The organism is Ancylobacter tetraedralis, from assembly GCF_014195655.1.
GTDB classification, from domain to species: Bacteria; Pseudomonadota; Alphaproteobacteria; order Rhizobiales; family Xanthobacteraceae; genus Ancylobacter; species Ancylobacter tetraedralis.
On the sequence record NZ_JACICD010000001.1, the window covers coordinates 931,816 to 957,742 of the forward strand.

At 66.6% G+C, this 25,927-nt stretch carries 22 protein-coding genes; 11 read left to right on the forward strand and 11 right to left on the reverse strand.

All coding sequences use genetic code 11. The features are described 5' to 3' along the window. Positions 1-87 precede the first annotated feature (87 nt). From FHS55_RS04315 to lptF, 3 genes are read right to left on the reverse strand one after another with little or no spacing between them, the layout of a single operon-like run. Positions 88-2,553, reverse strand: coding sequence for an LPS-assembly protein LptD (locus tag FHS55_RS04315; protein ID WP_183188393.1), 2,466 nt, complete (start codon positions 2,551-2,553; stop codon positions 88-90). Then, on the reverse strand, positions 2,550-3,635 hold the full coding sequence (gene lptG / locus FHS55_RS04320; RefSeq protein WP_183188394.1) for an LPS export ABC transporter permease LptG: 1,086 nt from the start codon (positions 3,633-3,635) through the stop codon (positions 2,550-2,552). The genes FHS55_RS04315 and lptG overlap by 4 nt, the downstream gene beginning before the upstream one ends. A 40-nt stretch (positions 3,636-3,675) precedes the next feature. Then, positions 3,676-4,833, reverse strand: coding sequence for an LPS export ABC transporter permease LptF (gene lptF / locus FHS55_RS04325; protein ID WP_183188395.1), 1,158 nt, complete (start codon positions 4,831-4,833; stop codon positions 3,676-3,678). A gap of 232 nt (positions 4,834-5,065) precedes the next feature. On the opposite strand from lptF, the gene FHS55_RS04330 reads away from it, so the two are divergent. From FHS55_RS04330 to FHS55_RS04340, 3 genes are all read left to right on the forward strand, one after another. Beyond that, complete coding sequence (locus tag FHS55_RS04330) at positions 5,066-6,571, forward strand: leucyl aminopeptidase (protein ID WP_183188396.1); 1,506 nt, start codon at positions 5,066-5,068, stop codon at positions 6,569-6,571. Between the two features lie 23 nt (positions 6,572-6,594). Then, positions 6,595-7,041, forward strand: a complete 447-nt coding sequence (locus tag FHS55_RS04335) for a DNA polymerase III subunit chi (protein WP_183188649.1) — start codon at positions 6,595-6,597, stop codon at positions 7,039-7,041. A gap of 302 nt (positions 7,042-7,343) precedes the next feature. After that, a complete protein-coding gene (locus FHS55_RS04340; protein ID WP_183188397.1) occupies positions 7,344-8,597 on the forward strand; it encodes a porin in 1,254 nt (417 codons plus the stop codon). A gap of 649 nt (positions 8,598-9,246) precedes the next feature. Here FHS55_RS04340 and FHS55_RS04345 read toward each other — a convergent pair. Continuing rightward, complete coding sequence (locus FHS55_RS04345; RefSeq protein WP_183188398.1) at positions 9,247-11,118, reverse strand: ABC-F family ATP-binding cassette domain-containing protein; 1,872 nt, start codon at positions 11,116-11,118, stop codon at positions 9,247-9,249. 250 nt (positions 11,119-11,368) lie between these two features. Here FHS55_RS04345 and FHS55_RS04350 point away from each other — a divergent pair, with 250 nt between their 5' ends. Beyond that, complete coding sequence (locus FHS55_RS04350) at positions 11,369-12,187, forward strand: cyclase family protein (protein WP_183188399.1); 819 nt, start codon at positions 11,369-11,371, stop codon at positions 12,185-12,187. Positions 12,188-12,208: 21 nt separating this feature from the next. On the opposite strand, the gene FHS55_RS04355 is transcribed toward FHS55_RS04350, so the two are convergent. Further along, positions 12,209-12,754, reverse strand: coding sequence for a DinB family protein (locus FHS55_RS04355; RefSeq protein ID WP_183188400.1), 546 nt, complete (start codon positions 12,752-12,754; stop codon positions 12,209-12,211). A gap of 233 nt (positions 12,755-12,987) precedes the next feature. Between FHS55_RS04355 and aqpZ the strand changes: the two genes are divergently transcribed. Further along, a complete protein-coding gene (gene aqpZ / locus FHS55_RS04360; RefSeq protein ID WP_183188401.1) occupies positions 12,988-13,680 on the forward strand; it encodes an aquaporin Z in 693 nt (230 codons plus the stop codon). Positions 13,681-14,132: 452 nt separating this feature from the next. Here the strand turns inward: aqpZ and FHS55_RS04365 are convergent, their stop codons facing one another. Together FHS55_RS04365 and FHS55_RS04370 are read right to left on the reverse strand one after the other, a co-directional pair. Then, a complete protein-coding gene (locus FHS55_RS04365; RefSeq protein WP_183188402.1) occupies positions 14,133-14,351 on the reverse strand; it encodes a hypothetical protein in 219 nt (72 codons plus the stop codon). Positions 14,352-14,587: 236 nt separating this feature from the next. Beyond that, the gene (locus FHS55_RS04370; RefSeq protein WP_183188403.1) at positions 14,588-14,803 is read right to left on the reverse strand and encodes a hypothetical protein; all 216 of its coding nucleotides are present in this window, start codon (positions 14,801-14,803) and stop codon (positions 14,588-14,590) included. A 240-nt stretch (positions 14,804-15,043) separates the two neighbouring features. Between FHS55_RS04370 and ndk the strand changes: the two genes are divergently transcribed. From ndk to FHS55_RS04395, 5 genes are all read left to right on the forward strand, one after another. Continuing rightward, positions 15,044-15,466, forward strand: a complete 423-nt coding sequence (gene ndk, locus FHS55_RS04375; RefSeq protein WP_183188404.1) for a nucleoside-diphosphate kinase — start codon at positions 15,044-15,046, stop codon at positions 15,464-15,466. Between the two features lie 392 nt (positions 15,467-15,858). After that, entirely contained in the window at positions 15,859-16,554 is a 696-nt protein-coding gene (locus tag FHS55_RS04380; RefSeq protein ID WP_183188405.1) for a TerC family protein, read from the forward strand. A gap of 286 nt (positions 16,555-16,840) precedes the next feature. Then, complete coding sequence (locus FHS55_RS04385) at positions 16,841-17,590, forward strand: TerC family protein (RefSeq protein WP_183188650.1); 750 nt, start codon at positions 16,841-16,843, stop codon at positions 17,588-17,590. Positions 17,591-17,659: 69 nt separating this feature from the next. Beyond that, positions 17,660-19,795: a molybdopterin-containing oxidoreductase family protein gene (locus FHS55_RS04390; protein WP_183188406.1), complete on the forward strand. Its 2,136-nt coding sequence runs from the start codon at positions 17,660-17,662 to the stop codon at positions 19,793-19,795. 121 nt (positions 19,796-19,916) lie between these two features. Next, complete coding sequence (locus FHS55_RS04395) at positions 19,917-20,744, forward strand: transglutaminase-like domain-containing protein (protein WP_183188407.1); 828 nt, start codon at positions 19,917-19,919, stop codon at positions 20,742-20,744. Between the two features lie 2 nt (positions 20,745-20,746). Here the strand turns inward: FHS55_RS04395 and purN are convergent, their stop codons facing one another. From purN to FHS55_RS04415, 4 genes are all read right to left on the reverse strand, one after another. Beyond that, positions 20,747-21,400 (reverse strand): phosphoribosylglycinamide formyltransferase, encoded by a 654-nt coding sequence (gene purN / locus FHS55_RS04400; protein ID WP_183188408.1) that lies wholly within the window; start codon positions 21,398-21,400, stop codon positions 20,747-20,749. Positions 21,401-21,412: 12 nt separating this feature from the next. Beyond that, positions 21,413-22,495, reverse strand: coding sequence for a phosphoribosylformylglycinamidine cyclo-ligase (gene purM / locus FHS55_RS04405; protein ID WP_425485772.1), 1,083 nt, complete (start codon positions 22,493-22,495; stop codon positions 21,413-21,415). A 74-nt stretch (positions 22,496-22,569) separates the two neighbouring features. After that, positions 22,570-23,715 (reverse strand): benzoate/H(+) symporter BenE family transporter, encoded by a 1,146-nt coding sequence (locus tag FHS55_RS04410; protein WP_183188409.1) that lies wholly within the window; start codon positions 23,713-23,715, stop codon positions 22,570-22,572. Between the two features lie 129 nt (positions 23,716-23,844). Further along, a complete protein-coding gene (locus tag FHS55_RS04415) occupies positions 23,845-24,591 on the reverse strand; it encodes a class I SAM-dependent methyltransferase (protein WP_183188410.1) in 747 nt (248 codons plus the stop codon). Positions 24,592-24,795: 204 nt separating this feature from the next. On the opposite strand from FHS55_RS04415, the gene FHS55_RS04420 reads away from it, so the two are divergent. After that, positions 24,796-25,917 (forward strand): AI-2E family transporter, encoded by a 1,122-nt coding sequence (locus tag FHS55_RS04420; RefSeq protein ID WP_183188411.1) that lies wholly within the window; start codon positions 24,796-24,798, stop codon positions 25,915-25,917. Positions 25,918-25,927: the final 10 nt, after the last annotated feature.

The window sequence follows — 25,927 nt, forward strand, 5'->3', positions numbered from 1 at the left end:
GCGAACCCGTCCAACCCGCACTTCTGATGAGCGCTTGTGGCACCAATGCGACGCGGAGGGCATCCGCGTCGCCAGCTCACGCGGGTTTTAGTCCGAACTCGTTCCCGAACCAACTTCGGACGAGAAGCCCGCAGAACCGAGCGTGCGCAGGGTGATCGTCACCAGCACGGTGTCGACCCGCTGGCGATTGGTGCTTTCGGTGTAGTCCGAGCGGTAGCTCAGCGCGATACCGAAGCAGTCGTCGGCATAGGAGACGCCGATCAGCGAATAATCGATCTCCTCAAGCTGGATATTGTAGCGGGCACCCGCCATCAGCTTCCATTTGTCGTTGATCTTGTATTCGCCGGTTCCCAGCACGCCCTCGCGCGCCTCGTAATAGCCGAGCAGCGGCTGGGCGGCGTAGAGGCCATAGGTCGCCGACAGGCTGAGCTGCTTCCAGGACGCGCGACCCTCGAGCTCGTAGCGCTCGACTTCCCAATCGTCCTTGTCGAAGCGGAAGCGGTTGATCAGCGCGAAATCGCTGGTCGGCGCGTAATAGAGGCGGGCGACATAATCCGAAGCTGTGTCCTCCAGCCCGGATTCCGCCCCGGTATTGGCCATGTCGAGATAGGCGTAGGAATTCTGTCCCGCCAGCTGGTACGACTGGCCGAACAGCGCATTGATCTGACCGGCGCCCTGGATGTTGGCGGTGTACTGGATGCCGACATTGGCGCGAGTGCCGCCCTCGACGCGGTCATAGCCAGAATATTTGTTGATCTCGAACAGGTTCGTGTCGTCGAAGACCAGGCTCTGGGCGTCCTCGTTGGGGAACTTGCCGATATCCGTCTCATTCGGTCGCACGATGATCTGGGCGATCGGCTCGATGGTCTGCGTGCCCCATTTCTCGACCGAGAGGAAGGGGTAGCGGTATTCGAGACCCATGGCCGGCATGGCGCGATACAGTTGCTCGCTGTCCGACTGCAGCCACGGATAATCGACCGGCTGCGCATTGACCGCGGCGACGTCGAGCTGGACGTTCAGGAACGGCGTCCAGGACTGGCCCAGATCGTCGATCAAGGTCTTGCGCCAGTTCGCCACACCCGAAAGTCGCGTGTAATCGCCCTGCATGCCGCGCATGAGGCATTGCGCCCGCGACACCGCCGGATCGGCGCTGAGCAGCGCGGTGTTGCAGCCATTGGAGGGGCCGTCCGAGCCGTAGGACACGGCCATCGCCTCGGAAGTGGCACGCAGGTCGATCTGGTTGCGGCTGAGGCTGGTCAGGTTGAAGTCGTAGCTGAACTCGCCGCCCATCACCGACTCGCCCAGCGTCTTGCTGTAGTCGATCACCGGGGCCACGACCGGCTGCTGGTCCTGGATGTCGTAGGAGGTCAGGCCCGTGAAATACTGCACGCGGGCGTCGAAATAGCTGCGGTCGCCCTGGCCCACGAGATAGAGCTGCGAGGTGACGGTCTTTGAACCGTCGTTCACCAGCTTGTAGTTCTGCAGGAAGGTCTGGTCCGAACTCACCCAGCCGTCCCAGCCCCAGTACCACTGCTGGTTGATGTTGAAGCGGCCATGCGACTCGACCATGCCGCGCTGGTCGCGATAGCCGGTCTGGCCCTCGAAGGCATCCTTGTCCTGCTGGTCGATCCAGGCGCCGCGGATCGTATACATGCCGGTGTCGAGCCGCTGGCGGAATTCGCCATCCAGCATCACACCCTGCTTGCTCAGGAACAGCGGCGAGAACGTCACGTCCATGTTGGGCGCGATGTTCCAGAAATAAGGCACGGACGCACCGGTGCCGATCTGGCTGGAGCTGACGAATTTCGGGATGAGGAAGCCGGACTTGCGCTTCACCGTGGGGTCGGGCGCCGACATGTAGGGTACCCAGGCCACCGGCACGCCCAGGAATTCAAGCCGGGCGCTCTCGAAATAGATCGTCTGCTCCTTCTCCTTGTGAATGATCCGCTCGGCCCGGATTTCCCACATGGGGGGCTTCGTTGGATCGGTCTTGCAAGGTTCGCAGGGCGTATAGGCGCCGCTGGTGAGCACGGTCGTGTCCCCGCCCGACCGGTCGGCGCGGGCGGCGGTGAAATGCATGTTGTCGGGCGTGTCGATGCGCAGCGAGTTCACGAAGCCGTCCGTGAACTGCTGGGACAGGTCGAGATTGTCCGCGGCGATGACCTTGCCGTCCTTGTCCTTCAGCCGGACGCCGCCTTCCGCGCGCAACCGGCTGTTGGCGCGGTCATAGACCACGCGCTTGGCCTCGAGCACGGCGCCGTCGAAATAGATCTGGACGTTGCCGTTCGCGATGACCTCGTTGCGATTGTAGTCGTAGACCAGCTCATCCGCGGTCACGAGCATCTTCGCATCCGGGTTGACCTCGCGCTGGGCGAGCAACTCGCCCGCCGCACCGGTGCCACCCTGAGCAAGAGCTTCCCCCGCCGGAATCAACGTTCCCAGCGCAGCTGAAACTACCGTAAAGAACAGCCAACAAGCGGAGATGCCCAAACGGCGCTTGTGCCGCTCCACCATCCGGCCCGCTTGGCCGGCCACGACGCCGCCGACCTTCATCCGTCCTCCCGGTGAAGCAGGATGAGAACACCCATCAATGCTCCAACGACTGCTGGAAACCACGCTGCCATGACGGGGTGAACTGCCCCGACCTCCCCGAGATCCTCGGCGAGCTTGGTGAAAACATAAAGCAGAAACCCGGCGACCACGCCACCGAGAATCGTCTGTCCGATGCCGCCGAAGCGGAATACCCGCAGGCTGACCGAGGCGGCGATCAACACCATCGCCAGCAGCAGCATGGGGCGGGCCAGCAGGCTCTGGTACTGCAGCCGATAGCGATCAGCCCCGAAGCCGATCCGGGTCGCCGCATCGATGGCGGCCGGAAGATCCCAGAAAGACACCGTCTGCGCCTGCAGCCGGTCCTGGATCTGATTCGGGGTGAGGTTCGTTGCGACCATGTAGGTATCGTACGCCTGTAGTCCTATTTCCGGAGTTAAGACCCGCGCGTCGCTGAGACGCCAGGCACCTTCCTCGAGAGTAGCCGTTCGCGCCTCGATGCGCTCCAGCAGCTTGCCATCCTCACCAAACAAGAAAACGTTAACGCCGGAGAGCTGGCGGCCGCGGTCGCTCTGTGCCGCGGCCTGGATTATCGCCTCGCCATCGATGCTTTGCTGGCGAATCCAGTAGCCGCCGGTGGTCGAGGCGAAAAGGCCGGTCTGGCGGTTGAAAATTTCCGCCTCGATGCGGCTCGCGCGCTCCTTGAACTCCGCGGAAAGCGGATTGTAGACAGTTGTGGACAACACGCCGAGCAGCAGCGCGAGGAAGCAGGCCGGCGCGATGAATTGCCACGCCGAGACGCCGGCGGAGCGCGCCACCACCAGTTCCAGCCGGCGCGACAGCGTGAGGAACGTGCCGATGGCACCGAACAGCACCGCGAAGGGCAGCAACTGCTCGGTGAAATACGGCACGCGATAGAGCACCAGCAGCAGCAGAGTCGCGGAATCGACGTCGCGCTCGCCCACGCGGCGCGAGAGTTCGAGGAAGTCGATCAGCATGATCAGGAAAGCGCAGCCGACGAAGATCCCGAGCACGGATGTGAGGAAGCGCCGGCCGAAATAGATGGCGAGGGTGCGGCCTATCACGACAGGACCTCCCGGCTGGAGCGCGCGTTGAGGGCTGCCATTAGTTCACCGTGGCCCGCACGACGCGCTGCGCCATCTTGTCGATATAGCGACCGACCGCCCGCGGCATGCGCGGCCTGAACCGCGCGCTGAGCGAAAGCGCCGCGCCGAGGATGAACACGACCGGCACGAGATAGACGAACGGCACCAGGCCGGCATTGTTGCGCACCTGGTTGATCAGCCCGAAGCTCACGACCTGTAGCACGATCACGAAGGGTGCCGTGGCCGCGAGGGCGAGCCCGCGTCCCTCGCGGGTCGTTCGCGGCTCGGCCAGCGCGGCCACCGCGATGGCGAAGAACGCCAGCACATAGAGAGGCAGCGACAGCCGCCGGTGGATCTCCTCGGTGAAGCGTCCGGGATCCAGCTTGTAGGCGAGGTCGTTCGGGTCCGGACTGAGCAACTCGCGGAACGAGCGCTCCGGCGCCCGGTAGATCGTGTTGTCGCTGTTCGAGGTGAAGGGCGACAGGTCGAAGGCGTAGCGCTGGAACTCCACCACATTGGTGTCCGGCTTGCCGGTGGAGCGGCGGTGGATCGCTCCGTTCTCCAGCACGAGGAACGTGCCTTCGGGAGTGTCCAGCACCTGCCCGCGCTCAGCGAGATAAGTGCTCACCTGGTCGGGATTGCGCGCGTCGTTGATGAAGATGCCGCCCAGCACGCCGTTGGCGTTCCGTTCGCGCACGTTGAAGACCATGCCCGGCGCTAGATTGGTGAAGCGGCCGGGCTGGGCGATGAAGCCGACGAAATCCGCCCGCACGCGGCTGATCTCATAGCGGAACTGCCGCAGCGCCGCCGGCACCAGCTCCAGCGAGAGCGCCGCACAGCCGGCGGCCACCAGCAGCGCGAGAATGACGAGCGGCCGCAGGAAGCGCCAGGTCGAGATGCCGGCGGAACTCGCCACCACGATTTCCGAATCGCTGTTCATCCGGAAGAGCGTATGCGCGACAGCCATGAACAGCGCCGAGGGCGCGAGGCCGAGAATCAACGCGGGCAGGGCGAGGCTGGTGATGAAGACGAAGGCCAGGATGGTCTGGCCCTGCGTCGTCATGATGTCGAGTTCGCGCAGCGCCTGCGTCACCCAGATCATGCCGGCAAGCACGAGAAGGGTTCCAAGGAAGGCGATGAAGGCCGTGCGGAACACGTAGCGGTCCAGTCGGGTCATCGAGCGGCGGTCCTCTGCTGCCTTGCGACATGTCCGCCGCCCCGGCGTGACCATCGTCGCCAGATGAATAATTGGCCTCGGGCTTCCGTGCAAATCGGGCGATCGGGCGGGGAGTTCACCATCTGCGCCGCCGGGCCTCGTCGGCGTGCCCGCATTGGGCTAAAGATGATGGTCCAGAACGTCTCCCGCGCAGAATGACGTCCCGTGCGGACGACGCCAGCCAAGGTGCCCCATGCCCGATACCGTGAAGTTCAGTTTCGCCAAGCTCCCCGCCGCGCTGGAGGGCGTTACCGTCCTTCTCGCCGCCGAGGGGGCCGATGGCGCGCCCGCCCTGGCGCCCGCGGTCGAGGCGCTGCTCGCGCCGGCCGGCGACCTGTTCGCGCGGGCGGCGCAGGCGGACCGTTTCGACGGAAAGTCCGGCACCTCGCTCGAACTGATCGCTCCGACCGGGCTCGGCGCCTCGCGACTCATCGTGCTGGGCGTAGGCAAGCCGGCCGAACTGAAGACATTCGACTGGCTGAAGCTGGGCGGTACCGCCGCCGGCAAGCTGCCAGGCTCCGCCAAGGAGGCGGGCATCGTTTTCGCTCTTCCGGGCGGGGAGGTTCCCCCGGAGGCCGCAGCCGAGTTCGCGCTGGGCGTGCGCCTGCGGGCCTATTCCTTTGATCGTTACAAGACCAAGAAGAAGCCGGACGACAGCGCGTCCAAACTGAAGGTCACTCTTTATATAGAGGACGACGCCGGCGCGAAGCGTGCTTTCCGGAAGCGCGAGGGGATCGGCGAGGGCGTGGTCATCGCCCGCGATCTGGTCAACGAGCCGGCCAACGTGCTCACCCCGACCGAGTTCGCCAGGCGGACCGGCGATCTCGCCAAGGTTGACGTCGAGGTCGAGGTGCTGGGCGAGAAGGAACTGCGCAAGCTCGGCATGGGCGCTCTGCTCGGCGTCGGGCAGGGCTCCGCGCAGGAGAGCCGCGTCGTCGTCATGCGCTGGCGCGGCGGCAAGGAAGACGAGGCGCCCGTCGCCTTCATCGGCAAGGGTGTGGTGTTCGACACCGGCGGCATCTCGATCAAGCAGGCCGCCGGGATGGAGGACATGAAGGGCGACATGGGCGGCGCGGCCTGCGTGGTCGGCCTCATGCATGCGCTGGCCAGCCGCAAGGCCAAGGTCAACGCGGTCGGGCTCATCGGCCTGGTCGAGAACATGCCCGACGGCAACGCCCAGCGGCCGGGCGACATCGTCACCTCCATGTCGGGGCAGACGATCGAGATCATCAACACCGATGCCGAGGGCCGGCTCGTGCTGGGCGATGTGCTCTGGTACGCCAAGGAGCGCTTCAAGCCGCGCTTCATGATCGACCTCGCGACGCTGACCGGCGCCATAATGGTGGCGCTGGGCACCGAACATGCCGGCCTGTTCTCCAATGACGACACGCTGGCCGAGCGCCTTGCCTCCGCCGGGCAGGCGACCGGGGAGAAGGTGTGGCGCATGCCGCTCTCGCCCGATTACGACAAGATGATCGATTCGAAGTTCGCCGACATGAAGAACACCGGCGGCCGATTCGGCGGCTCGATCACCGCGGCGCAGTTCCTCAAGCGCTTCGTCGCGGATGTGCCGTGGGCGCATCTCGACATTGCCGGCACCGCGATGAATTCGCCGTCGACCGAGTTCAACCGCAGCTGGGGCGCAGGCTGGGGCGTGCGGCTGCTCGATCAGCTGGTTGCCGATCACTACGAATCCTGACGGGCGCGCAGGCCGTGGCCGGTTTGACCGAGGTGTTCTTCTATCATCTGCAGGGGCGGCCCATGGAGGCCGCCCTTCCGCAGTTGCTGGAGAAATGCCTCGAGCGCGGCTGGCGCTGCGTGGTGCAGGCCGCCTCGCCCGAGCGGGTGGATGCGTTGGACCAGCTTCTGTGGAGCTTCGACGAAGCGTCCTTCCTGCCGCACGGTACGGATCGCCAGCCGGATCCGGCCCGTCAGCCGATTCTCCTCACCACTTCCGATTCGAATCCGAACGCCGCGGCCGTGCGCTTTCTCGTGGAAGGTGCCGTCCTTGAAGGGTTTGCCGGCTATATCCGGGTGATTCACCTGTTCGACGGCGCCGATCCCGACGAACTGGATCGGGCTCGCGCGCAATGGCGCGTGGCCAAAAGTGGCGGCCATGCGGTCGCATATTGGCAGCAGTCCCCAGACGGGCGCTGGCAGCAGCGCTGATCACGCCCGCGCCGCAAAAGCGCCGGCCCGCCGCCCTCCGGACATCGCGTGACATTTCGTTAAGCATTGATTCACCATGTGTTTTCCGCATGGTGGTCAGGGCGTCAGGGCGCTGGCGGAGTGTGTGAAAATTGTGTCTACATGGCAACACTCCCCTGCCGAATGCCCCGAGGGGCCGCTTCTGGGCCACTTTGGCTTTGCACGGGCCAGGGCTTTCCAACAATATCGTCTGCGGATGCCGCGGTTGCGGTGGGTCCTGACAAGCGAAAACCCAACATTGGTCCAATTTGGGGGAGAATGAAGTGAAGACGGTCATCAAGAATGTGCTGCTCGGCTCGGTCGCTGGGCTTGCCATGGTCGGGACTGCTGCGGCGGCCGATCTGCCTGTGAAGGCGAAGGCTGCGGAATATGTGAAGATCTGCTCCACCTACGGCGCGGGCTTCTACTACATTCCCGGCACCGATACCTGCCTGAAGGTCGGCGGCTTCGTGCAGGCCGACTACTACTGGCAGGATTACGACTACCTGCCGAGCGGCGACTTCCAGTCGACGTACTTCCGCGCTCGTGGCGCTATCCGCCTCGACGCCCGCACGCAGACCGAATACGGCACCCTGCGTTCGTTCATCGACCTGCGCGCCACCTACGGCGACGGCCTCGGTAACGTTTACGGCGACGGCGGCGACTCGACCTCGCTGAACCTCGACAAGGGTTACATCCAGTTCGCTGGGTTCACCTTCGGTAAGGTTCAGTCGTTCTTCGACTACTACGCCGACAACAACGTGTGGGGCTTCGACTCGGTCTACCTGACGGCCGACACGAACGTCACCGCGGCTGCCTATACCGCGGACTTCGGCAACGGCTTCACCGCCACGATCTCGGTGGAAGACGATTCGAACCGCTCGAACGGCGACAGCCTCGGCAACACCGCTCAGCCGGACATCCCGGCCCTGATCGGTAACATCAACTACGAAGGCGAGTGGGGCGGCTTCCAGATTTCGGGCGCGGTCCGTCAGCTGGACGACAGCTACTACAACAACCAGGGCATCACGACCGCTGACTCGGTTGGTTGGGCCGTCCTCGGTGGCGTGAAGTTCAACCTGCCGATGCTCGGCGAGGGCGACACGCTGTACATCGAAGGCGCCTACGGCAGCGGTGCTACCGGCTACACCGGTATCAACGGCAACTACTCCTCGATCTATTCGATCCAGGACCTCTACTACAACCCGGTCACCAACGAGCTCGAGTCGTCTGACGTTTGGACGATCGCTGCCGAACTGACCCACTACTTCACGCCCCAGGTCTTCGGCGTGGTGTTCGGTAACTACGGCGAAGCGGATGTCCCGGCTGCCAACACGGCTGCTTACGGCACTCCCGGCCTGAACATGTGGACTGCTGGTGCCAGCCTGAACTGGACGCCGGTCAAGAACCTCCTGTTCGTGGCCCAGTACACCTACGGCGCGACGGACTACAACGCCCCCGTCACCGACGCTTTCGGCAACCTCACCGGTTCGTCGAACTTCAACCAGGTGCTGCTCTCGGTTCGCCGCACCTTCTGATCTCATCCGAGATTGGGCTGAATGGAAACCCCGGCCTTGTGCCGGGGTTTCTTTTTGCGTTCAGACTTATTGCGTTGGTGCTTTTGACGGACACCATCCATCCGCCCGAGGCAACGACGCGCCCATTGGCGCGGTCGACCCCATCGGCCATGCCGGTGATGCGTCGCCCCTCTTCGTCAGTCATGGATGAGGGACCGATATCGCGGAACGCGACCGCATCCGGTGCCCGATGCGCCGCAGGCTCTTTCCGCGCGCAAGCTCTTTCCGCTCGCAAGCCCTGTCCGCTCGCAAGCGCGATACGCTTAATTTGGGGGGAGGGGAGGCTCCGAGGTTGGCCGTGGCCGCGCCGCCTCCGGCCGGCTTTCGCTCCCGCGCCACGCGCTCAATCGCGGCGGCCAGACCAGACCACGCCTGTCAGGACGGGTACGGAAACGTCCGATCGAAGTTGCTGAGTGCAGGTTTGCATCGCGGCGTCCGCCGGGACAGGCGGAGCGACGTGGCTTCGAGGGGCGAGTTTCGAAGGCCGTATCCAGTCCGCGCTTTCGCGGATGCCGACCACGTCCGGCGAAGCGCCGTTCCGTGGCAATCTCCATCGCCCCGTTTTGTGCATTATGCGGAGCCGATGCTTTGCGACGCTCGCCGCGAAGCATCAGGTGCCGCCCGCCTCGATCCGCTCGACGTCGCCCGAAAGCGCGATCCAGCGCTCCTCTTCGCTCGCCAGCTTGACGGCAAGTTCCGCACGGGTGGAGGAGAGCCGCGCCGCCTCGCGCGGGTCCTTCTCATAGAGGCCGGGGGCTGCGAGCTTGGCGTCCAGTTCGGCCAGTTGGCGCTCCATCTTGGCCATGGCGCTTTCGGCTTCCTTGATCTGCTTGCGCAAGGGCCCGAGCGCCGGTCGTTTCGGGGCTCCATCGCGCGAGCGCGTATCGGAAGCCGTCTTGTCGCCGCGCGACTTTTCCGACCCGCGCCGCAGCACCAGTTGCTGATACTCGTCGAGATCGCCCTCATAGGGCCGCACCGTGCCATCGCCTACCAGCCACAGCCGTTCGGCGGCGGCGTCGAGCAGCGAGCGGTCATGACTGATGAGAATCACCGCACCGGGAAAATCATTGAGCGCCTCGACCAGCGCCTGACGCGCGGCGATGTCGAGATGGTTGGTCGGCTCGTCGAGAATCAGCAGATGCGGGCCGCGAAAGGCGGCAAGGCCGAGCAGCAGCCGGGCCTTCTCGCCGCCCGACAGGCTGGCGATGCGCGTATTGGCCGGCTCGCCGGAGAACCCCATTTCGGCGGCGCGCGAGCGCACCCGGGCTTCCGGCGCGTCGGGCATCAGCCGGCGCACATGGTCATAGACCGTGTCCTCGGCCACCAGCTCGTCCAGCTGGTGCTGGGCGAGATAGGCGATTTCCAGGCCGGGCGCCCGCACCACCTGCCCGCCGAGCGGGGCCAGCCGGTCGGAGATCAGCTTGGCGAAGGTTGACTTGCCATTGCCGTTCGGGCCGAGCAGGGCGATGCGATCGTCGTGGTCGATGCGCAACGTCAGATTGCGCAGCACCGTACGCCCGTCATAGCCGGCGGACACCCCGTCGAGGGTTAGGATGGGCGGGGAGAGCAGCCGCTCGGGATGGCGGATGGAGATGGCGGCCGCCGCCTCGCCGACCACTTCCGCGATCGGCGCCATGCGCGCCAGCGCCTTCAGCCGCGACTGCGCCTGCCGTGCCTTGGTCGCTTTCGCGCGGAAGCGCTGTACGAAGGATTCCATATGCTTGCGCTTGGCATCCTGCTTGGCGCGCGCCTTCTGGTCGAGCGCCAGCTTCTCCGTGCGCTGCCGCTCGAAGGAATCATAGCCGCCGCGCCACAGCGTCAGCTTGCGCTGGTCGAGATGCAGGATGAACGAGACGGACTGGTTCAGCAGCTCGCGGTCATGGCTGACGATCAGCACGGTGCGGGGATAATGGGCGAGATAATCCTGCAACCAAAGCGTGCCTTCGAGGTCGAGATAATTGGTCGGCTCGTCCAGCAGCAAAAGGTCGGGCGCCGAGAACAGCACGGCGGCGAGGGCCACGCGCATGCGCCAGCCGCCGGAAAATTCGGCGCAGGGCCGCTGCTGAGCGGTCTCGTCGAAACCAAGCCCGGCGAGGATGCGGGCGGCTCGCGCCGGCGCGGAATGCGCGTCGATATCGACCAGCCGCAGTTCGATATCGGCGATCCGCCCGGGATCCTCCGCGCTCTCGCGCTCGCGCAGCAGGGAGGCGCGCTCCACGTCCGCGGCCAGCACCACGTCGATCAGCCGCTCCGGCCCGGCGGGAGCCTCCTGTGCCACCTGGCCGATGCGCGCGTTGCCCGGCATGCGGATATCGCCGCCCTCCAGCGCGAGGTCGCCGGTAATGGCGCGGAAAAGCGTGGTCTTGCCGGTGCCGTTGCGGCCGACGAGGCCAACCCGGCCACCCTCGGGAATGAAGACCGAGGCATGCTCGATGAGAAGCCGCCCGGCGACGCGTAGCGAGATGTCGTCGAAAGTGATCATGCGTCGTCTTCTGCCGCGCATGCGCCGAGCCGGCAAGAGTGATCACGCCTCCGGCGGGCACATGTGGCTCGATCCGCTCCCCATCGATCGGTTGCGGCCATGGTCCAGGCCGAGGAACCGGGCGCCGGGTCACCACTGGCGGCGGAAGCGGCCTGTGCATTACCTTGGGGTAGAGACGGCTTTACACGCGTGCGAGATAATACACTATGTGAGTAGACTATAGAATCGGCGCAACGGAGAGGTGGAAGTCATGTGCGTGCCCGGATGTCAGGAAGCGGTTGCCCAGCGCCTCTCGCGGCGTGGGCTTTTCAAGGGGGCCGCGGGAGCGGCGGCGCTGGCCGCCTTCTCGGCTGCGCCCGTGGGAGGCGCCTTCGCGGCGCCGGTGAGTTTCACCCGGGTGGTCGACCTCACCCATGTGCTGGACCCGGCCTTCCCGACCTTCTTCGGCAAGCCGCAGCTGGAGGTGCGCAAGCTCTTCACCTTCGACAAGGATGGCTTCAACCTCAACGAATGGGTGGTGAACGAGCATACCGGCACCCATCTCGACACGCCCTTCCACTTCAGCAAGGACGGGCCGAGCGCGGACGCGCTGGCGATCGAGAACCTGGTCGTGCCGCTCGTGGTCATCGATGTCTCGGCCAAGGCAGGCGGCAATCCCGATTATCAGGTGACAGCCGCCGATATCGTCGCCTACGAGGCGGTGAATGGCGCCGTGCCGCCCGGTGCGGCGGTGGCGCTCTATTCGGGTTGGGAGAAACATCTCGGCACCGACATGTTCCGCAACGCCGACGCCGCCGGCACGATGCACTTCCCCGGCTTCCATCCCGATGTTTCGGCCGTGCTGGCCGAGAAGGGCGTATCCGGCGTGGTGGTGGACACGCTCTCGCTCGACCACGGCGCCTCGAAGGATTTCGGCTTCCACTACAAGTGGCTCGGCTCCGGACGCTGGGGCGTGGAAGCGGCCGCCAATCTTGGCACGCTGCCGCCGAAGGGCGCGACGCTGGTCGTGGGCGGGCCGAAAATCAAGGGCGCCTCGGGCGGACCCAGCCGCGTTCTGGCGCTGGTCTGAACGCGATGCAGGGGCGAGGCCTCACGCCGCGGCGGCGAGGCCCGTTTCCCGCTGATACTGGATGAGGTCGAGCGATGGCGCCGCGCCCTTGCCGAGAAAGCCGCTGATCAGGCAATGGACCTGCCCGCGATGGTGGGTCTGGTGGTTGAACAGGTGGTCCAGCACGGTGGCGAGCGGCTGCTCGAATAATTGCCCGGCCGTGTTGGCATAGGCGAGCGGCGCCACCAGATCGGCCTCGCCGAGCCCCATGATGAACGCCAGAAGACGGGTATCCTCGGCCTCGCGCGCCGGGGTCAGCGCGGCGAGTGTCTCGAACAGGATCGTGTCGAGCCGGGAAGGCGCCTCGCCCGCGCCGGTGAGGCGGCGCATCCAGATCCGGTCCGTCACCAGAAGATGATTGAGCGTGCCGTGAACGGAGCCGAAGAAGGCGCCGCGCTCGGCACGGTATTGGTCTTCCGCGAGGCCGGCGGCGGCGCCATAGAGGCGCCGGTTGGCCCAGCCATTATAGCCGGCCATCTGGCGATAGCGCGCGACGAAGAGGTCCGCGGCGGTAGGGGTAGGAGGCATGAGCGCGGCTCCGGCGGTCTGTCTGATGTATGGCTATCATGCGCCGCACGCTGCGCGCCCGCCAATTCACAAGGGTGATGAGCGACACCACGCGGGCCGATCGATGGCGCCCGGCCTTGCTGCATTGCACAACCCATGACTGTGCTTGACGGCGTCGGGTTGTGGGTATGTCCTCCACCTGCGGCGCTTTGGCGCAATGGATGCGTCGAGACGCGTCCGCGTTGGGGTTGGCTATGAAGAAGTACGTCGCGGAATGTTTGGGCACCGCCGTGCTGGTGCTGTTCGGCTGCGGCTCGGTGGTTGTCACCGGCTTTGCCGAAGCGTCTCCCGTCTGGTTTCTCGCTGTGGCTTTTGCCTTTGGGCTCTCGGTGACGGCCATGGCCTATGGCATCGGGCCGATTTCGGGATGCCACATCAATCCGGCCGTGAGCATCGGCGTCTGGGCGGCCGGGCGGCTGCCGGCCGGCGATCTGCTTGGCTACATCGTCGCGCAGGTGATCGGCGGCATCGCCGGGGCGGCCCTGCTCTACCTCATCATGTCCGGCAAGATCGGCGGATATGATGTCGCCGCCTCCGGCCTCGGGCAGAACGGGTGGGGGGAGGGCTATGGCCGCAATTTCGGCATCAGCACCGCCATCATCGCCGAACTGGTCGGCACGTTCGTGTTCCTGGTGGTGATCCTCGGGGCGACCGGCAGGGCGGGAACCACGCCCGTCGCCGGGCTCGCTATCGGTCTCACCCTGGTGCTGATCCACATCGTGTTCATTCCGGCGACCGGCGTGTCGGTCAACCCGGCGCGCAGCATCGGCCCGGCCGTGTTTGTCGGGGGCAAGGCGCTGGAACAGTTGTGGCTGTTCGTGGTGGTGCCGCCGATCGGCGCGCTGGTCGCCGGCCTGCTGTTCCGCGCCAAGGTGCTGGAAGACTGAGCCAAGGCCCCGGCCCCGCGACGTGGCGGGGCCGGGGATGCCGAACGCGGCGCCGGGTCGGCGGGAACGGGCCGGTTCAGGTGTCCCGGAAAAACCGGAGCGAAGGCAGCTTCGCTCATGCCGCCGCAATCCCGGCTGAACGGCTCGTTGGCTGCCATTCATCTCGCGCCAGCCGGCGGGTCGTTCATGCCGCCTCTGCCGGAAGACCCGGCAACCAGCGGAGCGGGCAAAAAAAGGCCCCGGCTCCTGGGGAGGGAGCCGGGGCGCTATGGGCTCGCGTGGGGCTTGGGGGAGTGGGGATGCCGCGAGCCTAAGTCCTGAAAGCGATAGAAACCTGAAAGCGATAAAGTCCTGACGTCACGCAGCCTTCGATTTCGGCGGCCCGAATCGGCAGGGCGGGTGAAACCGACGGAGTTTCATCGAAGTCCATCGCCGGGAGTAGCCGGCGGTACTCAGTAGCAGACCGGGCGCTCGACCCGGACCATGCGGCCCGCATCGCTCATCCACCGCGCCTGCATCACGCAATCGCCCGCGACCGGCTCGGCCGGAATTTCCACGGTCGCCACCGTCTGCTGGCTCTTGAAGTAACCCGTCGCCGAGGCCGCGCCGCCGAACAATGCGCCGAAAGCCATCAAGGCGGCGATCATGCTGAGAGCGATTGTCTTCGACATATCCGATCCCCTTTCCACCTTCCGGTGAAAAGTCACCGGACAGTTAGACCGTCATCATTCCATTCTCTACTCTGGATACACGACGCCACCTGTCATCCCGCTGTCGGGACAACCTTGCAGAACGTTCCAAAACGCGTTCCTGCATCCGTGGGAGCCTCATGCGATCCGTTAACGTGGTCTTAACGTATGTAGTGCTGATAAAGTTCCAAGCGCCACTCATGAAGTCGTGAAGATAGCTATTCATCGAATACGCAGCGGCGGGCCATCTCGATCCGCGGCTGGCCAGTCGACACCAGACGCCGCTCCATGAAGCAGGTACGGTAACCTTGTGGCATCGCAGCATTCGCGCCCGCCGCGACAGCGACGGTGTCGGACAGCGCGAACTGCGCAGACAACATGGCCCCCGCCAGAACGAACGTGGCTGCGACGGCCGGAAAAATCAGCTTGGACATGTTCCACCCCGTTGCGGCCCGGCCGAGCGTCACGGCCCCTTGCCATCAACCAGATGCGCCTGCCGCGGTTCCGCCACAAGTGTGGTTCGAACGCTCCTTGCGCAGGAGCACGCTGACGTGATCGGGTCGCGCCCGCCCGCGGGCGGGGAAAACCTGGCGGGCTTCATCTTGTCGTGATGGGGCGCCCCCGTTATAAGCCGCAGCGAATTCGCCCCCTCTCAACTTCAAGGAACGAACGCCATGGCGCTCGAGCGTACCTTTTCGATCCTCAAGCCCGACGCGACCCAGCGCAACCTGACGGGCGCCATCAACAGCTACATCGAGAAGGCCGGCCTGCGGATCGTCGCTCAGAAGCGCATCCAGCTGACCCGCGGCCAGGCCGAGACCTTCTACGCCGTGCACAAGGAGCGCCCCTTCTTCGGCGAGTTGGTCGAGTTCATGATCTCCGGCCCGATCGTCGTGCAGGTGCTCGAGGGCGAGAACGCTGTCGCCAAGCATCGTGAAGTGATGGGCGCCACCAACCCGGCCAATGCGGCCGAAGGCACCATCCGCAAGGATTTCGCCCTGTCGGTCGGCGAAAACTCGGCGCATGGCTCGGACAGCCTCGAGAACGCGCAGATCGAGATTGCCCAGTTCTTCGCGGGCAACGAGATCGTCGGCTGATCGCCGAAGGGCTTCGGCACGCCGCCGCCGCAGTCTTGCGGCGAGGCTTCCGTTGAGTTCACACCCCATCTGGGTAGCCAGGTGGGGTGTTCTGTTTTTGCGCAGCGGCGTAAGCTTACGCAGCGCAGCACGGTCAATTCAACAAAATGCGAGCCATGGGGTTGGCCACCTCATGGATTATTATGTATGTTGTTGCCTTGGGCGCTGCGGGGGTCCGGCCACGGAGAAGTGGCCCGCAGCGGGGATGCCGTTATGGCGCGCCAAGAGCGCCCGGGAGTGGGCCCGCCGGAGCCACCTCCTCTTGCCTCACCGTTTCACGGCGCGCCAACGCCGAACGAGCCATATCTGGAGCTCGCCCGCACGCGCGGGCGGGGTGAGGGAAAATCAAGCCGATGAGCTACCTTGAGCCGCTATTCTGGCTAGCGCTGCTGAAAATCATTTGGATCAACGTCCTGCTGTCGGGCGACAATGCCGTGGTGATCGCCATGGCCTGCCGCTCGCTGCCCGACCGTATGCGCCGCACCGGCATGGTGCTGGGCGCCGCTGTCGCCGTCGGCATGCGCATCGTATTCACGGCCATCATCGCCGTGCTGCTGGGCCTGCCGTGGCTGCGGGTCATCGGGGCGCTTGCGCTCATGTATATCGCCGTCGACCTCGTCGTCCCCGAGGCGGAAGGCGAGGAGGGCGGCGTCACCGCCCATGACAGCCTGTGGCGTGCCGTCGGCACCATTGCGGTGGCCGATCTCGTCATGAGCCTCGACAACGTCGTCGCCATCGCGGCGGTGGCGGACGGCAACTGGGTGCTGATCATCATCGGCCTGGTCATCTCCATCCCGATGATCATTGCCGGCGCGGCCCTCATCATGAACCTGCTCTCGCGCTTCCCCTTCCTGGTCTGGGCCGGCGCGGGCCTGCTCGGCTGGGTGGCCGGCGAAATGTTCCTGTCGGACATCAAGGTGGTCGAGTTTCTCGGCGAGGCCTCGGTGCACAGTCTGGAATATGTGGCAGCGGCCGCCGGTGCGGCGCTGGTGCTGCTCATCGGCTGGACGATGACGCGGCTGCGGCGCCCGGCCCACCCGCACGCCTGATCGCGTGAGGCGTTTCCCTCGCCTGTCGGCGCCCGCGACCTCATGGAGGCGCGGGCGCTTTCAGTTTGGCGGCACTCATCTGGAGTACATTATAAAGTATTCCAGAAAAATGCCTCCACCCGCGCGCGCGGGGAGGCGGGACGGCGTGTGCCGTATCCTGTCCCGCGTCCCCGCTCGCCCGCCGGGCGCTCGCCTGATGTTCATGTGCGTTTTCGTGCCGGCCTGTGCCCGCCTCGCGCGAAAGCACCCCTGCGCTGCTGTCATTTTGACGATCTGAGAGGACATGATGGATTTCACCAGCCCGATTTTCTGGGTGGCGCTGCTGCAGATCATCTGGATCGATCTGCTGCTCTCCGGCGACAATGCCGTCGTCATCGCCCTTGCCTGCCGTTCGTTGCCGGAGAAGCAGCGTAAATGGGGCATCCTGCTCGGCGCCGGCGCGGCGGTATGCCTGCGCATCGTCTTCGCGCTGGCGGTCTCCTATCTGCTGGGCGTGCCGCTGCTGAAGGTGGTCGGCGCGCTGCTGCTGTTCTGGATCGCCGTCAAGCTGGTGCTGGACGAGGGTGGCGAGGCGCATCACATCGAGGGCGCGGACAGCCTGTGGAAGGCCGTTCGCACCATCGCCATCGCCGATGCGGTGATGAGCCTCGACAATGTGGTGGCCATTGCCGCCGCGGCGCGCGGCCATGCCGAGCTGTTCATCTTCGGCCTGCTGCTGACCATTCCGCTGATCATCTTCGGCTCGCAGCTGATCCTGAAGCTGATCTCGCGCTTCCCGATCCTCATCTGGTTCGGCGCGGCGCTGCTCGGCTGGATCGCCGGCGAGATGCTGGTGGGCGACAAGGTGGTGCTGGAGACGCTGCAGGGCTTCGCGCCGGGAATGGTCGAAAAGGTCGAGGATCCCAACGATCCGATCGGGCTGAAGCCGGCCTCGCTGCCGCACTACCTCATGGCGGTGCTGGGTGCGGTGTTCGTGGTCGGGTTCGGCTGGATCGTGAAGAGCCGCCGCTCGACCGCCACGGTCGGTTCGCACTGAGCGCTCGACGCGCCGACGACTGTCAAATGAAGGGGCGCTCCGCTAGAATGCTGGCGGAGCGCCTTTTTCATGAATCAGCACATTTCCCCGACCGGCACCGGCTATTCCGCCTGCCCGCATGATTGCCCCTCGACCTGCGCGCTGGAGATCGACATCTCCGGCGGGCGCATCGGCCGGGTGCGCGGATCGAGCGGCAACAGCTACACGGCCGGCGTCATCTGCGCCAAGGTGGCGCGCTATGGCGAGCGGGCCAATCATCCGGACCGGCTGACCCAGCCGCTGCGCCGCATCGGCCCGAAGGGCGAGGGCGCTTTCGCCCCCATTTCCTGGGACGAGGCGCTGGACGAGATCGCCGGGCGCTTCAGGGAGGCCGAGAGCCGCCATGGCGCCGAGAGCGTGTGGCCCTATTACTATGCCGGCACGATGGGGCTGGTGATGCGCGACGGCATCAACCGGCTGACCCACGCCAAGGGCTATTCGCGCTTCTTCTCCTCGATCTGCGTCAACCCGGCCTGGGGCGGCTTCATGGCCGGCACCGGCAAGCTCGCCGGGCCGGACCCGCGCGAAATCGGCAAGGCCGATCTCGTGGTGATCTGGGGCACCAATCCGGTGGCCACGCAGGTCAACGTGATGACCCACGCCATCCGCGCCCGCAAGGAACGCGGCGCGAAGATCGCGGTCATCGACGTCTATCGCTCGCCCACCATGGAACTGGCCGATATCCCCGTGCTGATTCGCCCCGGCACGGATGGCGCGCTGGCCTGCGCCATCATGCATGTTCTGTTCCGCGACGATCTCGCCGATCGCGCCTATCTCGCCCGCTATGCCGACGATCCGGCCGGGCTGGAGGTGCATCTGGCCACGCGCACGCCGGAATGGGCGGCGGCGATCACCGGACTACCGGCGGCGGAAATCGAGGCCTTCGCCGACGCCATCGGCCGCACGCCGAAGACCTTCATCCGCGCCGGCTACGGCTTCACCCGCTCGCGCAACGGCGCGGTGAACATGCACGCGGTGAGTTCGATCGCCACTGTCGCCGGCCTCTGGCAGCACGAGGGCGGGGGCGCCTTCCACACCAATGGCGCGATTTTCCGCTGGAACAAGCAGATGATCGAGGGGCTGGACATTCCCGGCATCGCCACCCGCCGGCTCGACCAGTCGCGCATCGGCGACATCCTCACCGGCGATGCCGACGCGCTGCTCGGCGGGCCGCCGGTCACCGCCATGCTGATCCAGAGCACCAATCCGGTGTCGGTGGCGCCCGATCAGGAAAAGGTGCGGGCCGGCTTCGCGCGGGAGGACCTGTTCGTCGCCGTGCACGAGCAGTTCATGACCGAGACCGCGCGCATGGCCGACATCGTGCTGCCGGCGACCATGTTCACCGAGCATGATGACCTCTACCAGGGCGGCGGCAATCAATATGTGATCCTCGGCCCGAAGCTGGTGGAGCCGCCGGGTGAATGCCGCTCGAACCATGACGTGGTGTGCGCGCTGGCCGCGCGGCTCGGCGCCGAGCATGCGGGCTTTCACAAGTCATCGCGCGCGATCGTCGACTGGACCCTGCAGGCGACCGGGCGCGGCACGGTGGACGAACTGGAGGCCGCGCGCTTCCTCGACGTGCAGCCCGATTTCGAGACCGCGCATTACCTCAAGGGCTTCAACTGGCCCGATGGCCGGTTCCACCTGAAGCCGGACTGGGCCAGCGTGCCGTTCTCCCGCCCCGACAAGCCCTCCGCCCACCCGCCCTCCGCCCACCCGCCCTCCGCCCACCCGCCTGGCGCCCATCCCCCGATGCCGGAGTGGCCGGATCATTGGGACGTGATCGAGGAGGCGACTGACGACTTCCCCTTCCGGCTGGTGACGTCGCCGGCGCGTTCCTTCCTTAATTCCAGCTTCACCGAGACGCCCAGTTCCACAAAGCGCGAGAAGCGGCCGGAACTGATGATCCACCCGGAGGATGCGGCCGCGCTCGGCATCGTCGCCGACGATCTCCTGCGCGTGGAGAGCCCGCGCGGGGCGGTGCTGTTGCATGCCCGGCTGTTCGACGGGATGCGCCGGGGCGTGGTCGTCGCGGAATCGATCTGGCCGAACCGCGCGCATGCGGGCGGGCGCGGCATTAACAGCCTCACCGGGGCCGATCCGGTGGCGCCGTTCGGCGGCGCGGCGCTGCATGACAACCGGGTGCGCATCGCGCGGCAGGGCTGAGCGGCATCCCCTTTCGGCCGGCGTTCGCGCGAAAGCGCGCGCCCCTGCGGTATCGGAGGGAACCGATCGGCGGCCGGCGCGTCATATCGGCGACGCCGCCCATCAACCGGATCCCCTTGCCATGAAATTCTCCGTCGCCGCCCGGCTCGCCTATGAGGTGCGCGAGACCACCGTCTTCATCCTCAACATCGAGGCGGCGGCTCTGCGCAACCAGAAGATCCTCTCCGAGACGCTCGACCTCACCCCCGCCGTCGCGGTGGACCGCTATGAACTCGAGGGCGGCACGCGGCTGGTGCGCGTGGTGGTCGAGCCCGGCACGTTCGAGGTGGCCTATGACGCCGAAGTCGAACTCGCCATGCACGATGCCGATCCTTCCAGCGTCGGCGAGACGCCGGTGGCGCAGTTGCCGCTCGATGTCGTGCCCTTCCTGAACCCCAGCCGCTACTGCCAGTCCGACCGGCTGGCGCGCTTCGCCTATCGCGAGTTCGGCGCCCTGCCGCCCGGCCACCAGCGCGTGACCGCGATCTGCAACTGGATCCACGATCACGTCGATTATCTCAGCGGCAGCTCGACCTCCGAGACCTCGGCCTATGACACGATGGTGCAGCGCGCCGGCGTCTGCCGCGACTTCGCGCATCTGGGAATCGCCTTCTGCCGGGCGCTGGCCATTCCCTCGCGCTTTGCCAGCGCCTATGCGTGGCAGCTCGATCCGCCCGATTTCCACGCTGTCTTCGAATGCTATCTCGATGGCGCCTGGTATCTGTTCGATCCCACCCGCAAGGCCGCGCTGCAGGGGCTGGTGCGCATCGGCGTGGGCCGCGACGCGGCGGACGCGGCTTTCGCGACGATCTACGGCAATGCCGAGATGACCTCTATGGCGGTATCGATCGCCCCGCTCGACGAGGTGGAGGAGGAAGAGCCCACCGTGCGCGCGGTGGGCATCGCCTGAAATCAGCCGGCGGGCGGCACCACCAGCGCGGGGGGCGCCAGCATGAATTCGTCGATCACCACCCGGCCCTCGCGCAGCGTGGCGCGGCGCTCCACCACAAGGCGCAGCGCGGCGGGATAGATCACATGCTCCTGCGCCAGCACGCGGGCACCCAGCGTGTCGGGCGTGTCGGCGTCGAGCACCGGCACGGCGGCCTGCATGAGGATGGGGCCGACATCCATTTCCGGCGTCACGAAATGCACGGTGCAGCCGTGGATGCGCACGCCTTCCGCGAGGGCCCGCTCATGCGTGTGCAGGCCCTTGAAGCTCGGCAGCAGCGCCGGGTGAATGTTGATCATCCGGCCGTACCATTTCTGCGTGAAATCGGCCATGAGCAGCCGCATGAAGCCGGCAAGGCAGACGAGGTCGACCTGCTCCTCCACCAGCACGGCGTGGAGCGCCGCGTCGAAGCCCGCGCGGTCGGCATGGGCCTTGTGATCGATCATGCGCGTGGGGATGTTGGCCGCCTGCGCGCGGGCAAGGCCGTGGGCGTCGGGGCGGTTGGAGATCACCACGGCGATCTCCGCCGGGAAATCCGGCGCGGCCGCCGCCTCGATCAGCGACATCATGTTGGAGCCGCGACCGGAGATGAGAATGGCGACGCGCGGCCGTGTCATGCTGTCAGGCCCTCAGAGCGGGGTGTCGAGGCCGAGCGTGCCGTCATAGACGACATGGGCCTGGCCTTCGCCCGGCTCGATGGCGCCCAGATGCACCACTTCCTCGCCCGCTTCGGCGAAGGCATCGGCCACCGTCTCGGCATCTTCCGCGGCCACGACCACCACCATGCCGATGCCGCAGTTGAAGGCGCGCAGCATCTCGTCCGGCGCCACCTTGCCGACCTGCGCCAGCCAGCGGAACACCGGCGGCACGGGCAGCCCATCGAGGTCGATGCGGCCGATCGTGTGCTTGGGCAGCACGCGCGGCAGGTTCTCGGTGAGGCCGCCGCCGGTAATATGGGCGAGCGCCTTCACCTTGCCCGTCGCGCGGATCACCGCCAGCGCCGATTTCACATAGAGCCGGGTGGGCGTGAGCAGAGCTTCGCCCAGCGCATGGCCGCGGGCGAAGGGGGCGGGGGCGTCCCAGCCGAGGCCGGAGACCTCGACGATGCGGCGCACCAGCGAATAGCCATTGGAATGGACGCCGGAGGAGGCGAGGCCGAGCAGAACGTCGCCCGGGCGCACATTCGGCGAGGGCAGCAGTTCGCCGCGCTCCACCGCGCCGACCGAGAAGCCGGCGAGGTCGTAATCGCCCTCCGCATACATGCCAGGCATCTCGGCCGTCTCGCCGCCGATCAGCGCGCAGCCCGATTCCTTGCAGCCCCGGGCGATGCCGGCGACGATGGTCGCGCCGACCTCGGGGGCCAGCTTGCCGGTGGCGAAATAATCGAGGAAGAACAGCGGCTCGGCGCCCTGCACCACGAGGTCGTTGACGCACATGGCGACAAGGTCGATGCCGATGGTCTCGTGCCGGCCGGTTTCGATGGCGATTTTCAGCTTGGTGCCGACGCCGTCCGTGGTGGCGACGATGAGCGGATCCTTGAAGCCGGCGGCCCTGGGGTCGAACACCCCGCCGAAACCGCCAATATCCGCGTCCGCGCCGGGCCGGCGGGTCGCCTTGACCAGCGGCTTGATGAGATCGACCAGCCGGTTGCCGGCGTCGATGTCGACACCCGCGTCGCGATAGCTGAGGCCTTTTTCCGTCCCGGTCATCATGCATCCTCGAACAATGCTCGCGGATTAACCGCTAATGGGCGCCCCCGCAAGCCGAAGCGGGGTGGGCCTGTGGGTCAGCGCCGTCCCGTATGCTCGATGCCCAGCGCCACCAACCCGGCCACCAGCCCCCAGAAGGCGGAGCCGATGCCGAGCAGCGAGACGCCGGAGGCCGTCACCGCCAGCGTCAGCACGGCGGGAAAGCGGCGCGGCGCATCGGCCATCGCCGTGCCCAGCGCATTCACCAGCGGCCCCAGCAGGGCGAGGCCCGCGAAGGTCGCCACCAGCCCGGGCGGCAGCGCGGCGATCAGCGCCACCACCGAGGCGCCGCCCGCGGCCAGCACCAGATAGGACAGCGCGTAGAAGCTCGTCGCCGGCCAGCGCTTGGCCGGATCGGGGTGGGTGTCGGGGCCGGTGCAGATCGAGGCGGTGATGGCGGCGAGGTTGGAGGTGAGCGAGCCGATCGGCGCCGTCACCAGCGAGGCGATGGCCGTCACCGCGAGGATCGAGGGCGCCGGCGGCTTGTAGCCGGCCGCCTGCAGCACCGCGAAGCCGGGCAGGTTCTGCGAGGCCATGGTGACGACATAGAGCGGCAGGCCGATGCCGATCAGCGCCTGCAGTTCGAAGCGCGGCATCACCAGCTCGACCGTCGGCAGTGGGATGCCCGCGGGCAGGGGGCCGACCCGCCCGAGAAAGAAGGCCAGCGCGATGCCGATCACCAGCACGGCCAGCACGGCGCCGAACGGGCTGATGCGCCGCGCGACGAGGAATAGCAGCACCAGCGGCAGCACTAGCAGCGGATCCACCTGCCCGGCCGTGAACACCGCCGTGCAGAAGCGGAACAGCACGCCCGCCAGCATGGCGGCGGCGATGGCGACCGGCAGCCGCTGCACCAGCGCGCCGAGCGGCTTCACCGCGGCCGTGACGAGCAGCAGCACGCCGGCCAGCAGGAAGGCGCCCACCGCCGTCTCGATGACCAGCCCGTGCGAGCCGGCGATCAGCGCGGCGCCCGGCGTCGACCACGCGGTGATGATCGGAATGCGGTGGCGCCAGCCAAGGAAGGCCGAACTCGCCGCCATCGACAGGCACAGGCCGATAACCGCCGAGGAGGTCTGCGCCGGCGTGGCGCCGACCGCCTGCGACGCCGCGACGATGAGGGCAAGAGTGCCGCCAAAGCCCACCAGGGCGGCGACGACGGCGGAGGTGATGACGGAGGAGCGCATGGGAGGATCACGCTTGGGAGGGGCACGCTTGGCAGGATCACGCTTGGCAGGATCACCGGCCGGCAGATCCGGACACCGCCTTGTGCCACGCCAGCCGGTGTTTCGCTATGGCCCGCGCGTCACGCGCCCTCATGCGCGGGAAGCGAGATGGCCCAACGGAATGATCTCGGGCGCCGTTTCGGTGAAGGGACTCCCCGACCAGTCGCCGAGCCAGCGCTCGACCGCGAGGCCCGCCTCCGCCATCAGCCCGGCGAGTTCCGCCCGCTCGGTGAAGCGGATGCGGCTGGAGGCGCTCCATTCGCGACCATCCGCGAGGTGGTAGAACGTCTGGTAGGTGACGATGCCGCTCGCCGCCGCGTGTTCGGCCGCGTTCCACGCCTCGACCGCGCCGTGCAGCGGGTGGTCGATCCGGCGCCGGGAATTGTGCGGCTGCCATTCCTCCCATTCGCGGCAGGCCGGGTTGCGGCTGTCGAAGATGAAGCGCCCGCCGGGGGCCAGATGGCGGGCAAGGGCGGCGAGGGCGGCGCGCTGGTCGTGCGCGTCGAGGAAAACCTGGAAGGCATGGCCGGTCATCACGATGAGATCGAATCGCCGGCCGAGATCGAGATGGCGGGCATCCGCCTCGATCCATTCGACGCTCTCGCCGCCGGGTCGGGCGCGCGCGACGTCGAGCATGGCGCGCGCGGGATCGACGCCGACCCGCACGGGTGCGTCGATCCCGGCGAGGAAGGCGCCGGTGCCGCAGCCCAGATCGAGCACCGAGCCGACGCCGCGGGCAAGGGCGGCGCAGAAGGCGCGATCCTCGCCCCAGTCGTTCTCGGCGTCATAGAACGCGACAAGCGAGGCATCGGTGTAGAGCGGGTCCTGCTGCTGCATGTTGTCTTCCTCCGCGCGGAGGGCGAAGGGGAAGTCGCGGCGGCCGCGATGTCAATCGCCGCAGGGCGCGCGCGGCCATATCGCTTTTTGCGGGTGCCGAAGCGGCAGTTCGGTCGTTGAATTGCGGGGAGACGCAATCGCCCCGCCAGAATTTTCCTGTATCTATGGATGCATGACGCGGATGGTCCGCGCGAAGAGGTTTGGATGGCCTGGTACAAGCAGGTGACGTTCTGGGTGGTGATGCTGGCGGTGTTCGTGGCGGCGTCCTGGCTGCTGTCGAGCGTGCTGCTGCCGTTCGTCGCCGGCCTCGCACTGGCCTATTTCCTCAACCCGGTAACGTCGCGGCTGGAAGGCTGGGGCGTCAGCCGGCTGGTCGCCGCGCTGGCCACGATCACCTTCACCCTGCTGATCGGCATCCTCCTGATGCTGCTGGTGGTGCCGATCTTCGGCTCCCAGCTTGCCGCCTTCATCCAGCGGCTGCCGGAATACATCGTCAAGCTGCAGCATCTGATGACCGGTGAGCGGGCGGAATGGCTGCGCGACTTCGTCGGTGATCGCATGCCCTCCATCCAGCAGGGGCTGGGCGACCTGGTCTCGCAGGGCGCGGCCTACATGCTGACCCTGATCCAGGGACTGTGGACCGGCGGGCAGGCGCTGATCTCGCTCTTCTCTCTGCTGGTCATCACCCCCGTGGTGGCCTTCTACATCCTGAACGACTGGAACCACATGGTGGTGAAGGTCGATTCCTGGGTGCCGCTCAAGCACCGGGAGGTGGTGCGCGGCCTCGTCCGGCAGATGGACCAGGCCATTTCCGGCTTCGTGCGCGGCCAGTCGATGGTGTGCGTCATCCTCGGCAGCTTCTACGCCATCAGCCTGACCATGACCGGGCTGAATTTCGGCTTCGTCATCGGCTTCGTCTCCGGCATCATCACCTTCATTCCCTATGTCGGCTCGCTCACCGGGCTGGTGCTGGCGGGCGGCGTCGCCATCGTGCAGTTCTTCCCGGACTATTCGATGATCGGGCTGGTGATCGGCATCTTCGTTCTCGGCCAGTTCCTCGAAGGCTATGTCCTCTCGCCCAAGCTGGTGGGCGAGAGCGTCGGCCTCCACCCGGTCTGGCTCATGTTCGCCCTGCTCGCCTTCGGCTATCTCCTGGGCTTCCTCGGCCTGCTGCTGGCGGTGCCGCTGGCCGCCGCCGGCGGGGTGCTGGTGCGCTTCGCCATCGACCAGTATCTCGAAAGTCCGCTCTATACCGGCGAGCCGGAACAACCCGCGGCGGTTCCGCCGCCGCAGGTGCCGGCCGTTCCGTCCCGGCAGCTTCGCTGAAGCTGCGCTG